Raw genomic sequence first — 12,214 nt, 5'->3', positions numbered from 1 at the left:
TGCAAATAACGAGTGCAAGACTAAAGAACTAAGGCTAATGAGTCAAGGTTTTTGAGAACAATTCTCATTTAACTCTGTATTCCTACTGCACCGATAACAAGTAACCAACAAGCAAAGAACAATTTTAATCGTGTTGCCGACAGATAAGTTACTAAGGTTTTAGCAAAAATTCCACCAATAACAGCACCTGGACCAGCGAAAATTGCCACCTGCCAATACACATTGAATTCAACCAAAGTGTGTTGCCAAATTGCCGTCCACACAGTCAAAACAGAGACGATTACCGCGGCAGCCACAGCCATAGTGACATCAAAACGTCTCAGTATAAGATAGATGGCAAGTAACTCACCGACACCAACTGACAGCCAAGCGGTAACCGCTCCACCAAGTAAACCAATAAAAATAAGAGCAACTAAATCAAACCATGTTAACTGGCTGTGATCTTTTCCCGGCTTGATCCAATAAACAGAGATAACAATAAATAAGCCTAATAGCAGTGAAAACCAGCTAAAATTTTGATGCAAATTGGTTGGCGAATGATCACCAACACCATAAACCCACCACAATCCAGCGACAGACGCGACAGTAGTTACAACAACTATGCGCTTAAATCCTTGCCAAAGCCTTAATTCTTGTTTTTCTTGCTTATAATGAAACCACCAAGTGAGGCCACCAGCAGTCATGCCAAAGCATTGAATGGCAAAACTAGTACCTATGGCCTGCATTTCTGTGAAATTTAGTTCATTAAATGCTGGAATAAAAATAACGCCGCCACCAGCACCTGTAGAATTGGCAAAAATGGCACCAAGCACGCCTAATAAGCTAAATAACGCATAATCAAACACTTGCTCAAGCGGCATAGGTGAAAAATAGATGAGTGCCCACCAACAAGCCAAAAAGCTGACGATAAATTTTGGTTTAGCTAAAATCATATCTTCTTTAGGTGAATAACATATTGTTAGGCAGAAACGTTCATTTGCGCTTTTTCATCGGCAAGATTTGATAGAAACGACATAACCTCTTCATTTAAATGTTGATTCGACAAATAATGTTTGCCCTGTTTACTTAACAGTAACCAACCATTTGAGGCTTTTTCAATTTGGTCAACGTGTTGCCATTCGATAAAAAAGTTTACGAATGCGGACTTACAAGCAACTTGATGTTCAGAAATAGTTAGCTCAGCGTCGTTGTTAGCTGCTCTGCTCAGCATTTGCCGTGCTAACCACCAAGGGCGATGGTAATAAGTGCCCAGAGCTTCAACAATACCTAAGCCAAAAACAAACCATGCCGCATATGGTGAAACGTCGGTAGCCACTACTAAAATAGCGCCAACTAGCGTAAATAAAATAGCTTTCTTATAGGCTTCCCAGGTTGTTTTTTCAGAGATAGATGCATCATAGCACTCGGCATAATATGCTTTATCAAGGACAAAAGTAGTTTGATAGCTTAAAGTCATAAAAATAATCGTTGTTAAAATCGAAGCAAGTCTACTTGTTTTGCTTAAGAAGTTACAGCGCCTTACCGACTATTCTCGATAATTTTTCGACGCTGACAAATACCGAAAAATACCAGGGAAGAACTTATAGATAGTGGGCGCCCAATAGCTAATCCCCTTTCCTATGATAACTTGCGCTTTATCAGCTTCAATCGCTTGCACTATTTGTTTAGCACAAGACTCAACAGGAATACCATTAGCAATAGAACTTGCCATGTCTTTAAACTTAGAGCCATCGCCTTTATAAGCATTAACGGAAATATTAGTTTGAACAAAACCAGGACAAATATTTAGTACTTTGATGCCATTTTCTGTTTCTTCAGCCCGTAAACAATCCATGTAGCCAACAATCGCGTGTTTCGAGGCGCTATAGCCCGCCATACTTTTGCCGCCAACTAAACCAGCTACGCTAGCAACAGTAGCAATGAGACCATGTCCTTGCTTTTTCATCTGAGGTAACACTGCTTGAGTCATAGCGACAGCACCAAAGTAATTGACCTCCATGACTTTTCTTTGTACGTCTAAGTTAGTCTCGCAAGCAAATCCGCGCTGGCCAATACCACCGTTATTAATAAGAATATCAACCGAAACACCTTGTTCAAACAATACCTGAGCCTTAGCAGCCAATGTTTCTGGTTGTGCAAGATCAATAGGGACTACTAGGTGGCTTTCACTGTCAGCTAACCCAGACTTTACTTGCTCTAACGCTTCTTGATTTCTGGAAGAAAGAATAAGTTTCGCTCCTTTATTTGCTAGAGCAAATGCCAAAGCTTTACCAATACCTGAGGACGCGCCCGTTAACCAAACGGTTTTACCTATAAGGTTCATAACTAAGTTTCTAAAAGCAAGTGATATAAGAGGTTTTACCAGAATATGGGCACTTTGGCTATACAGCCAAAGTGCAACTTCATGAACAAATTAAAGTGGAAATACATGAAACTTAGTTTCACAGTGAATAAGTCTAGTCTAAAAATCTAATTAAGCTAATTGACTCTGTAAATCACTATTAAAATAATTTTTGAGTTGGAATGAACCAAGAAGAAAATGCATCCTCTACGCCGGCTTCTTTTAATTGTGGGTGACGTGGCATAACTTTTTCCAAGGCAGGTTCTTGATTCTTGTCAACATCAACGAAAAACACATGTTTTCCTTGCTTTAACATATGTTTAAAGCGTTTAAAGTGAACATTCATTGACTGCATGCCAATTAAGCCCCCTTCCCAAACACAAAAACCGAAAAGTAATGCCGCCACAAAAACTAAAGGAAGCCACCCAGAGGCGGCTTGATGCCAATTAAACAAATAAGCAATCATCAACAAGCTAATTGCGCCAATTAACCCAACGATCGCTCCCACAAAAGCCGAGTGAACAACATCAAGCTTACCAATTGAGAGTACATCTGTTTGTTGGTATTGCTCTACTTCACCTTCTTTATCTGTGACAACATGGATTTGGCCATGGCTTATACCGTTATCGAGCAACTCCTGTTCAGTTTCAACAATCGCGTTAACGTCTTTTGTAACATAGTAATGTCTTAACATATGACCGCCTTAGTGCAAACGCACTTTAGTTACCTATATAAATATACTGTGTTTAGGCAAAAAGGATCATAACTTCGCCGATAAATCACTTTGTGATAAAGGGTGCTCGACTAAATCAAAGCTGGCATTTTCTTCGCCATAGACATAGAGGTAACAATTATTCCAATCTTGTGGAATGCTCCAGGTAGACTTATCATTTATATTATAAACATAGCGCTTTTTAGCACATCTCACGTCTAGCTTAGCCAAATTCCCTTTAATATCGAGAAATGAAAAATCTCGGCGCAATAACTTGTGACGCCAAAACGGTTTATCTGCAATATTGGCATGAATAACAATATTTTTATCACTAGAAATTACCGTTTCAATTTTTGCGATAAGATCCTCATAGGTAGCTTGATATTGTTCAGGAAGCTCTAACTTTTTTAGTTCCTTATATGCACTAATCGCCTCACTGTATTTTTGTAGTTCAATAGACAACAAAAAGACCTGATGCAATGTGCTATGAAGCTTTTTCTTGCTTACTTCATCTGCAGGAATATAAGAGGTTTGATTTAAATGATAAAGTTGCTGTTCTTTATCTCCTAATTTGCCATAGAGATGAGCGTATAAAAAATGTAGCTCGTTGTTTTCGTCCAACCTTCGTTTATTTTTTGAAGAAAACTTATCCAAAATGTCACGTGCTTCATCGTAATTTTTCGCAGAGATAGCTTCTACCACCTGTTTGTATTTTTTTTGAAACTTTCTGCTAACACCGTCTCCTGTTGACTCGCTATCCTTACTAGCCGCCATTCTAAAATCTAATTGTACAGTATTTACACATTGTTGAATTGGCTTACCATTTTCCATGGCAGGCTGATATTTCCACTTGGCTAGTGCTTTTTCTGCCGCTCTATCCATATCTTTACTGCCTGAAGAAGCTACTTGAATTACATTTGAAACAGAACCGTCTTTTTCGATGACAAAACTAAATCTAGTCCACCCTTGTCTGCCCTCTCGTGCTGCAGAAACAGGATATTTGGGAACAACGCGATCAAGCGGTTGCGGATCTTCAATAACACTAAGAAGTTTTGCGATATCACTTTCTGCATCAGCAAAGCTTGGTAAGGAAAGTAAACAGCAAGTAGCGGTTAAAAACGATGACGTGAATGTCGAGACTTTCATAGCTCTTCCTTGAAAAATTAGATTGCGCTGAATGTTAACACTTATATAACAGAACTCAAATTTTTACTTAAAAGCATGTGTTCAAGTGGTTGAATAAAGTGATTAAAGCATTTTTCTCATATCGACAAGATACGGTGTAAAACCGGCTTTCTTATAGGCGGAAATCGCCGCCTGATTCTCTGCAAAGACATCTAAATGCAGAGCAGAAACACCTTTTTCGACAAGCCACTTTTCTAGCCCTGACAAAATATCCCCCACTAAGCCTCGACCGCGAAAATCAGGATTTACAAACATAAAACCTAAATAGCCTATTTTGTCGTGTTTAAGATAAGGTTTAGCGGGCTCAATTCGCCCATAACCACAAGCTACTATTTGTTCGGCTACAACAGCGACAAGCAACTGGCAATTATCTGCTTTAATCAGTTCGCCAATATCATAGTAATGAAAAGGCGTGCTTTTCATCTGTGGTACAAAAGGGCGTTCTGCTTCGATAACGCCTTGTTCATATTCTAATAAGGTAGGGAGGTCCGACAGAGTTGCTGGACGAATAGTAACCGATGACATGCTATTCCTTGTATGTTGTTATTTCTGTAACTCATTTATGTACGATATAAATGAGTTACAGAACAATAAACGCAAAATAGCAGTGTGACAAATGCCTATTGAGTTTTCAACATCATCAGCAAGTGAGCGGCACTCCAACTGAAATTGGTTGCTCCTTGTTGCTGCCCCGTTGTCGGGTGATAGTTTTCACGAATTGGAGCGTTACCCATCAGCCCTTCGGCATTGCTTAGCAGCGCTTTTTTCACTTGCATCGCTTCATTATGCTTTTCATAGTTTTGCAATGCTTCTACTGCAAAAAATACTTGATCTAACCATACACGACCACGCCAATAAATGTTTGGCTCATATGCAGGATTAGTTACCGCAGCCGTCGGCATAGGCACTAAGGTATTGAACTCGTTCTTATCCATCATCACTGAGGCTACAGCATCTGCTTGCTCATCCGTTGCTACCTTAGCCCAAAGCGGACTCCACCCCTCAGGACCTCTGCCACGATGTACTAACAACTTACCAGGACATTGATGGTGTTTTTCTGCGGCAGATGCACGGCTAAAGTCTTTTACCTGCGCGATTTGTCTATCATAATAAAACTTGGTGTCTTGGTCGTAAAAACATGCATTGATACGAGTGCTCAGCGCTTGATAATCCTTGCGATAGCTTTCAGCTTTAGCGTTTTCTCCAAGAATATCTGCCATTTGGGCAAATAAGCGCTTTTCCATTGCTAGGTAGGCATTTAATTCCACAGACTCTTGGTCAATTGAAAAGCCCGTTAATTCTTGGTTGTTGTCATAGTTGCTAAACAACAATACTTGCCAGTCTTTTTTCGCTTTCGCTACATCACCACCATGCTGTTTCTTAGCATAGGCACTTAGTTGCTCATTGTTGATAAAACCGAAGCGAGCAGCGTTATCCATACCTGACTCCCAGCCAGCGCCGTGCTGCCCACCGATATCAAGTTCATGATAACTAGCATCTTCAAGCACAGTCATATAAAGCTTTTCACCAGCACAACGATAAGTAACAACGTTATCTTTACTACTATCGCTACATTGTGTTTGCAGTTGCTTTAACAAATTTGGCTTAGCATTTCCTGTATAACTTGCCGTGAAAGTCATCTCACCCTGTTCATTATTATGAGCGGGATGACGCGTTGCGCCGTACTCGATTAAGCCATTCTGATTATGATCACGGTTGCGGTACCACCATTGATGGTAAGCCTCTAAACGTGGCCAAAAATCAGCTAAAAAGGCTTTATCGCCAGACTGTTGATAAATATGCCATACAGCCCAACTAGCCAGTGGCGGCTTAGTGTTACGCTCATTCCAGTTACCGCCATCGCCGCCACGGGCCTTTTCTTTGTTATAAAAAATAGCGTCAATGACCATGCCTTCATCTTGAGGGCGCAGTGGGTCATTGGCTTGTACTTGATAATCGAACATGCTGTACATAGATTTTTTAGCTAAATCAGTATCAAAATGGGCGAGCGCATATGCGTGCTTCCAAGTATCCCACGCCCAAAAGCCGTTAAACCAGCGTGCAGTAACCGATGGAGATACACCATCTGATTGCAAAGCACCAGCTGCGCTGCGCCAGTTCATGACCAAGGTTTGAGCTGTTTTTAGCATTAGTCGCTTTTCGCTTTCGCTTAGCTGGCTGTCTAAAAGGTCTTTTTGATAACCTTGCCACCTAGCTTTAGTGGCAATAACTTGCTCATCAATACCGTCAAATAATTGCGCTCGACCAGCTTTGTATGCGTCAACATCTGATTTATTTAGCAAATAGCTTTGATTAGTCATAATAACGCTTTCACTTTTTGCGTTAAGAGAAAGCTTGCTCTTACTCAGGTAACTCAACGATTTAACGTCAATCGTAGTTGTGCTATCTACCGAACGAGCAATGCGATACTGAGCTTCGCCGCTAGTCATTACATTCCAAGTAGAACGTAACGGTGAAAATGAAAAAACCACATCGCCTTTTTCTAGCTGAACATTACGCTGCCAGTCTGGATAAACCTTGTTAATCGGCTGGCCTTCTGTCCAATCTTTCAGTAACTCGCCGCGCCAAGAAAGTGCAAATTCCGCCTTTTTATCAGACAAATTGGCAATGCGTGTTTCGACAGCAATATTTCTGCCATTGATAAAGACCAAACTCAAGTCAACACTCAGATCATCAAAGCGATATCGTTGAACGAGCTTACTCGGTAATGAAAAACGCTCTGATTTTGCCAATGAGAAATCATAACTTTTACCATTGGTCAGATTTTTAATGGCTAATTGTTCAAGCTTTCTGGCGATGTAGACACCGTACTCTTCCATAATCACCATAGGGCCAGTAAAGGCACCAAAGTCTTTTGATTGTTCAGGAAGTAAAAAACCATGCCACGCGCCAGCGTCAAACATTGGATTGAAGCGCTGATTGCGATAACTATCAAACATACGGTGAGACGTGGGGGTTCCCGAACGATCTAACGTATCTTTAAATGTTTGGCTTGAAGTAGCAGCGCTAGATGCGCTTGCTTGACTACCTAAAAAAGCGGTAGCAAAAAGTAATGTAACACGTAGCAATGAGCCCACAATGTCCTCCAGAGCGATTTTTTTTATTCATTATACACACCATTTATACTATATATACTACCATTTTATCTACTGCTAATTAGTAGTTAAGCTTGCAGGAATTCTATATCTAGTTAGACTGGTTCGAGTTTTTCTTAAGAAAGTTGTTTGTTTATGAGCCAGTTATTTTCCAGCGCTTTGCCTCGCATTAGCCAGCAGCCTTTTGGCACTTTAGCTGATGGCACATCGGCAGAACTTTACACATTAACAAACAGTCATGGAATACAAGTTAAGATCAGCAATTTTGGCGCAATTATCGTCTCAATATTCACACCAGACAAAACTGGACGGTTAGGCGATATTGTTTTGGGCTATGACAATGTCGCAGATTACCAAGACGATAGCTATTACTTAGGTGCTGTCGTTGGGCGATATGCAGGCAGAATTGATCAAGGTAAAGTCACTATAGAAAGTGATGAGTATCAACTTGCCCTTAATGCCCCAGATAGTCAGCTACATGGTGGCGAAAACGCATTTAACAAACGAATTTGGCAAGCAACAACTGAAGAAAACGAAACCAGTGCTACCTTAAATTTAACCCTTAATAGCCCTGATGGCGATAATGGTTTCCCCGGTAATGTCGTGGTTAATGTCAGCTATCAGCTAAATGACGACAATGAGCTCATCGTTGAATACGGTGCTACAACCGATAAAACTACGCTTTTAAACCTTACTCAGCACAGTTATTTCAATTTAGCTGGTCACGGTTCAGGTAACATTGAGCATCACCAAGTACAGATAAATGCTGATACTTTTTTACCGATGACGGAAAGGGCCTACCCTACAGGGGAACTTCGCAATGTAAGTGATACTCCTCATAATTTGCAAGCACTTACCAACCTACACTCTGGCTTGCACGCTGATGATCAACAAATAAAAATCGGCAAAGGATATGATAACTACTGGTTAGTTAATTCAAACGTGTTAGCAGGCCAAGACTACGCAGCAAAAGTCGTTGAACCAATCAGTGGCCGCGAATTGACGCTATTTACAGATCAACCTAGTATGATTTTGTACACGGCCAACTATATTGACGGTAGTCATGTCGGCAAACAAGGGGTTAGGTATCAACAAAGAGCAGGCCTGTGTTTAGAACCGCAACGCGCTAACAACCGTCAACATGGAGCCACTATTAACAATACCTTATTAACTCCCGAGCAGCCGTTTTTCAGCCGATCAACTTACTGTTTTTCGGTTTGCAACTCCTGACCCAGCAGTCAATTGGTTTCGCCACTTAACAGAGGAATCCTTTGACGAAGTTATTTATATTCTAACAGCCGATATTGCCAGCTTTTGTCAAACTGTAATTGATTAACAATGCGAGTTAATTCTTGATAAGTACTTGTTTCTGTTTTGGGTACGAGAATACGTCGGTCAAATATATCGTGTGGCTTTTTCGACAAATGAAATTTATCTTGCCATTGGTTTATTTTAATTAAATAGTCAAAGGTTGAGCGACTGATCACCGCAACATCAACACGTTTAAGCAATAACATGTTAAATAAATCGATTTCTTTTGTTGTATCCACCCTTAGCAGTGAGCCTTTAGCCACCATTTCATTTATACCGAAATAGTAAAAACCCCGAACCCCGCCTAAAACCCGGCCTTTTAAAGCCTCTGCACTGGCAAATTCATAAGGAGAAGAACGTAACGAGACAATTTCATCTCGATCAGTAAAGACTTTTGCGGTCCAAAGGTATTGAGTTTCCTGTTTATCTTTGAACCAAGTGGGATTGACGCCAAGAAGAACGCCATCAAAAGTCTTATCTTCGAGCATTCTTTCGATTCGTTTTCTTGGAATCGAAACGAGAGTGAAGCGATATTTTTCACTACGCTCGTTGAGATACCTGACGAAATCGAAATACAAGCCTTCTTGTTTTTCAATATCTATTACTAAAGGTGGTTTGAGATGGTAGCTATAAACAGGTATTAATGGTTTAGTCTGAGCAATTGACTCAACGCTTAAAAGCAATAACAACCAAACTAAAATAACTTTCATTCAAAAGAAATACTTGTCTCGTTTCTTTGAGCTTAGCAGCTTTTTATTCTTTGTGCGAAGAGTACAAAAAAACGCTTTTTTAGCGCAATTAAGCTTAGTTATTCGAGAGAGAAAGAATGTTAACCTACTTGTTAAATCAGTAGGTTAACCGATAAAGTTGCAAGAGTTCCTAACAAAGCACCTATTAGCCCCGACAAGATGATAAGTCGCTTTTCCCTATTACCTTCGATGGCAACAGGTGCTTCCACGACCTTCACTTCAACTGGAAGGCTTAGTAAGTCGTTTTGGGAGGTTTCAAACACAGCAGCTAAGGCCATTAAAGTTTCTTTTGACGCATTACCGTAGCGTTCGACACGCTGGATGGTGCGCATGCTTAATCCGCATGCGTCAGCCAAATGTTGTTGCGTCCAACTCTTGTCTAAGCGAAGCTGCTTAATTTTCTGTGCGTTAATATCCATAACTACTTATCCAGCACTTCCATTAAAACAATGCGATTAATGTTTCAGTGATGGCAGCACCTAATGCACCACCAATTAATCCTGCTAAAGGTAAGTAGAAAAATACACGTTTGCCACGAAACTGATAACGCTTTTTCAACGCTAACTTTTGTGTTTCAACGTGAGTACTATCTTTAATTAACGTACAGTGAACTTCGCCGCTTAATATTTTTGCCATTTTTACTTCTATTTCGTAAGTTTCCTTACCGGCTTTTATAGAAGTACACGAAGAGGTGCCCCAGTTGCGAAACTCTGATACTAACTTACCATCTACATAAATAGACTCACGACCAGACTTAGCAGACGCTTTAACTTCAATTAAATGTTCGCCCTGTTGGAACGGAAAATAGTAGCCATCTCGATATGAGACACTTTCAGATACTTGTTCGTTGTTATTTGATGTGTTATTCGAATCTATTGTCATTGTGTTTTTCATGTTATCTCCTGACGACCTGATTAACTTAAGGTTTAGTTATTTTGGTTGTGTTAAACGTTTTGCTTAACTCGTCAGCAATTTAATCATGGCAAACTCAATTTTGCGGCGACAGCAAGGTGACAGGACAAGATTTGTCATATGACACTTGCTGTCACACCACCCTAAACCCATGATTTTTATTATTTTTATAATTTAAACGTCAAGTAGGCGTTTTATGTCTTCTGTTGTTTGATCTATGTTATTTACATCGGTTGGCGCGATAAAAATGGTATCGTCTCCCGCTAATGTGCCTAAAATTCCTGCAGATTCTCCCATGCTATCAAGCATGCGAGAAATAAGTGGTGCGCCACCAATTCCTGTTTTGACAATAATTTGCATATTGTTGTGCTTCACACTGACAACAACCGATTGAATAGCTTGTCTCGATTTTGGAATCGCTAGCTCATCAGGCAAAATATAAACGACCTGATCACTCGCGTTACGCATTTTCACTGCACCTAGCTTTGACAGTAATCTCGAGATTTTCGCTTGAGACATATTTTTAAAGCCCTGCTCTGCTAACGCGTCAGCCAACTGGCTTTGAGAGCCATAGCATTGCTCGTTAAGTAAAGCTTTAAACGCTGTAATTAATTCAGCTTCATTCTTTTTTCGAGATGTGGTCATAATTTGTCATTCTAAGCTACCGATAATCCGCGCTATTTTACCCAGTTTTATCGCTATCGCCTACTGTTAATTTATATTTTGCATAACTTATATTGGAGAATATTCATTCAAATTTAAACAAAAATTAACTGCCTGCAATAGAATTTTATGAATAGATATTAAGCTTAATCAACTAAACAACTTTAGCCCTTTGTGCTTCCAAACCCATTGCTAGGATAAGCGGTTCTATTTTTTGTTGGTCAATAAAGCTAGATTTATCTATAAGGCTTTGCCATTTTTGTGCAATTAACTGCTGAGCAACGGCACCTCCTAAACTACTTCCAGGTCCTAGAACGATAATTTTCTCAGGGGCAAACTCTTTAACGGCGACCTCTATCGCTTTACTAAACGAATAAGTATCTACCACTTGTTTTCCTAGGGTATATTCTCTGATCGCCTCAATATCGGTTGCATAAGGCTGCCAAATATTTCCTTCACCATCAATAAGTGGAATATTTGGGGCATTAAAGATATCGGATGACAACATTTCTTTGGCTGCGGCGGAAATACGTTCAAGTAAAGGTGAATGAAATGCGCCATGGTTAAAGAGCTTCATTGGGTATCTAGCATCAATCTCAGGCAACTTTTGTTGCGCTAAGCCAATGCCTTGTTCATTACCGGCTAATACTAAGTAACCGCCTAATTCAATTGACACATAAAGCTGACAATTAGCTTGTTGATTCACTTCTTCGACAACTGATAACACCATGGCTTTTTGACTCTCATCAATATGCCAGTTTTCATCAACAATCGGGTAAACAAGTTGTCCACCAATGAGCTTATCGGCCATCATGCTGCCCATGGTATTGATCAGTTCAATAGCACCTTTATCATCAAGCACTTGCGCAACAGCCAGTGCGATATACCACCCCATAGAGTTACCCGTTACCGCGACAATGTCATATTGCTCGCGGTCAATATCGAGAAAATCACTATAGGCACAGGCATAAATTAAAGCGGATGCATTTTCGCCAGCGGTATGTAAGCGCATGTTGTATTTATCGGCTTCATCTAACGACTGAATTGATACTTGATTTTTAGACGCTCGATACTCGTCTATGTCTTTAACAAAGGTGAGCTTTTCTCGATGGTATTTGTTCAAATAGCCTAACTCTTCTTTGTTATATGTACCACGACCTGGGCAGACAACAATTGCCCGCTGTTTTTTCTTTATTTTAATTGCTTCTTGAGTCATATCGTTAAA

At 40.2% G+C, this 12,214-nt stretch carries 13 protein-coding genes; 1 reads left to right on the top strand and 12 read right to left on the bottom strand.

Annotation, left to right across the window (positions count from 1 at the left end):
- Positions 1-68: 68 nt before the first annotated feature.
- From ACOB80_RS00200 to ygjK, 7 genes are all read right to left on the bottom strand, one after another.
- Positions 69-932, bottom strand: coding sequence for a sulfite exporter TauE/SafE family protein (locus ACOB80_RS00200; RefSeq protein WP_473163777.1), 864 nt, complete (start codon positions 930-932; stop codon positions 69-71).
- 26 nt (positions 933-958) lie between these two features.
- Complete coding sequence (locus tag ACOB80_RS00195; protein WP_473163776.1) at positions 959-1,456, bottom strand: YcxB family protein; 498 nt, start codon at positions 1,454-1,456, stop codon at positions 959-961.
- Positions 1,457-1,525: 69 nt separating this feature from the next.
- Positions 1,526-2,323, bottom strand: coding sequence for an SDR family oxidoreductase (locus ACOB80_RS00190; protein ID WP_473163775.1), 798 nt, complete (start codon positions 2,321-2,323; stop codon positions 1,526-1,528).
- Positions 2,324-2,501: 178 nt separating this feature from the next.
- Positions 2,502-3,035, bottom strand: a complete 534-nt coding sequence (locus tag ACOB80_RS00185; RefSeq protein WP_473163774.1) for an NAD/FAD-utilizing enzyme — start codon at positions 3,033-3,035, stop codon at positions 2,502-2,504.
- Positions 3,036-3,101: 66 nt separating this feature from the next.
- On the bottom strand, positions 3,102-4,199 hold the full coding sequence (locus ACOB80_RS00180; RefSeq protein WP_473163773.1) for an energy transducer TonB: 1,098 nt from the start codon (positions 4,197-4,199) through the stop codon (positions 3,102-3,104).
- A gap of 102 nt (positions 4,200-4,301) precedes the next feature.
- Positions 4,302-4,763, bottom strand: coding sequence for a GNAT family N-acetyltransferase (locus tag ACOB80_RS00175; RefSeq protein WP_473163772.1), 462 nt, complete (start codon positions 4,761-4,763; stop codon positions 4,302-4,304).
- 95 nt (positions 4,764-4,858) lie between these two features.
- Positions 4,859-7,336 carry an alpha-glucosidase gene (gene ygjK, locus ACOB80_RS00170; protein WP_473163771.1) on the bottom strand — a complete coding sequence of 826 codons (2,478 nt, stop codon included), beginning with the start codon at positions 7,334-7,336 and terminating at the stop codon, positions 4,859-4,861.
- A gap of 153 nt (positions 7,337-7,489) precedes the next feature.
- Between ygjK and ACOB80_RS00165 the strand changes: the two genes are divergently transcribed.
- Positions 7,490-8,584: an aldose epimerase family protein gene (locus tag ACOB80_RS00165; protein ID WP_473163770.1), complete on the top strand. Its 1,095-nt coding sequence runs from the start codon at positions 7,490-7,492 to the stop codon at positions 8,582-8,584.
- Between the two features lie 50 nt (positions 8,585-8,634).
- On the opposite strand, the gene ACOB80_RS00160 is transcribed toward ACOB80_RS00165, so the two are convergent.
- The 5 genes from ACOB80_RS00160 to ACOB80_RS00140 form a co-directional block, all read right to left on the bottom strand.
- Positions 8,635-9,375, bottom strand: a complete 741-nt coding sequence (locus ACOB80_RS00160) for a substrate-binding periplasmic protein (RefSeq protein WP_473163769.1) — start codon at positions 9,373-9,375, stop codon at positions 8,635-8,637.
- 131 nt (positions 9,376-9,506) lie between these two features.
- Positions 9,507-9,833, bottom strand: coding sequence for a helix-turn-helix domain-containing protein (locus ACOB80_RS00155; protein WP_473163768.1), 327 nt, complete (start codon positions 9,831-9,833; stop codon positions 9,507-9,509).
- Between the two features lie 22 nt (positions 9,834-9,855).
- Positions 9,856-10,308 carry a hypothetical protein gene (locus ACOB80_RS00150; RefSeq protein ID WP_473163767.1) on the bottom strand — a complete coding sequence of 151 codons (453 nt, stop codon included), beginning with the start codon at positions 10,306-10,308 and terminating at the stop codon, positions 9,856-9,858.
- A 192-nt stretch (positions 10,309-10,500) separates the two neighbouring features.
- On the bottom strand, positions 10,501-10,971 hold the full coding sequence (gene argR, locus ACOB80_RS00145; RefSeq protein WP_473163766.1) for a transcriptional regulator ArgR: 471 nt from the start codon (positions 10,969-10,971) through the stop codon (positions 10,501-10,503).
- A gap of 172 nt (positions 10,972-11,143) precedes the next feature.
- A complete protein-coding gene (locus tag ACOB80_RS00140; RefSeq protein WP_473163765.1) occupies positions 11,144-12,205 on the bottom strand; it encodes an ACP S-malonyltransferase in 1,062 nt (353 codons plus the stop codon).
- Positions 12,206-12,214 lie beyond the last annotated feature (9 nt).

Source organism: Thalassotalea coralli (genome assembly GCF_055786205.1).
The sequence above is the reverse complement of the archived record's forward strand: the minus strand, read 5'-3'. Positions and strand labels throughout refer to the sequence as shown.

Excerpts from the sequence above, each read along its gene's own strand:
- ACOB80_RS00190 (WP_473163775.1), bottom strand. The coding sequence starts at position 2,323 with ATGAACCTTATAGGTAAAACCGTTTGGTTAACGGGCGCGTCCTCAGGT.
- ACOB80_RS00155 (WP_473163768.1), bottom strand. The coding sequence starts at position 9,833 with ATGGATATTAACGCACAGAAAATTAAGCAGCTTCGCTTAGACAAGAGT.
- ACOB80_RS00180 (WP_473163773.1), bottom strand. The coding sequence starts at position 4,199 with ATGAAAGTCTCGACATTCACGTCATCGTTTTTAACCGCTACTTGCTGT.
- ACOB80_RS00200 (WP_473163777.1), bottom strand. The coding sequence starts at position 932 with ATGATTTTAGCTAAACCAAAATTTATCGTCAGCTTTTTGGCTTGTTGG.
- ACOB80_RS00165 (WP_473163770.1), top strand. The coding sequence starts at position 7,490 with ATGAGCCAGTTATTTTCCAGCGCTTTGCCTCGCATTAGCCAGCAGCCT.
- ACOB80_RS00140 (WP_473163765.1), bottom strand. The coding sequence starts at position 12,205 with ATGACTCAAGAAGCAATTAAAATAAAGAAAAAACAGCGGGCAATTGTT.
- argR (WP_473163766.1), bottom strand. The coding sequence starts at position 10,971 with ATGACCACATCTCGAAAAAAGAATGAAGCTGAATTAATTACAGCGTTT.
- ACOB80_RS00150 (WP_473163767.1), bottom strand. The coding sequence starts at position 10,308 with ATGAAAAACACAATGACAATAGATTCGAATAACACATCAAATAACAAC.
- ACOB80_RS00185 (WP_473163774.1), bottom strand. The coding sequence starts at position 3,035 with ATGTTAAGACATTACTATGTTACAAAAGACGTTAACGCGATTGTTGAA.
- ACOB80_RS00195 (WP_473163776.1), bottom strand. The coding sequence starts at position 1,456 with ATGACTTTAAGCTATCAAACTACTTTTGTCCTTGATAAAGCATATTAT.
- ACOB80_RS00175 (WP_473163772.1), bottom strand. The coding sequence starts at position 4,763 with ATGTCATCGGTTACTATTCGTCCAGCAACTCTGTCGGACCTCCCTACC.
- ACOB80_RS00160 (WP_473163769.1), bottom strand. The coding sequence starts at position 9,375 with ATGAAAGTTATTTTAGTTTGGTTGTTATTGCTTTTAAGCGTTGAGTCA.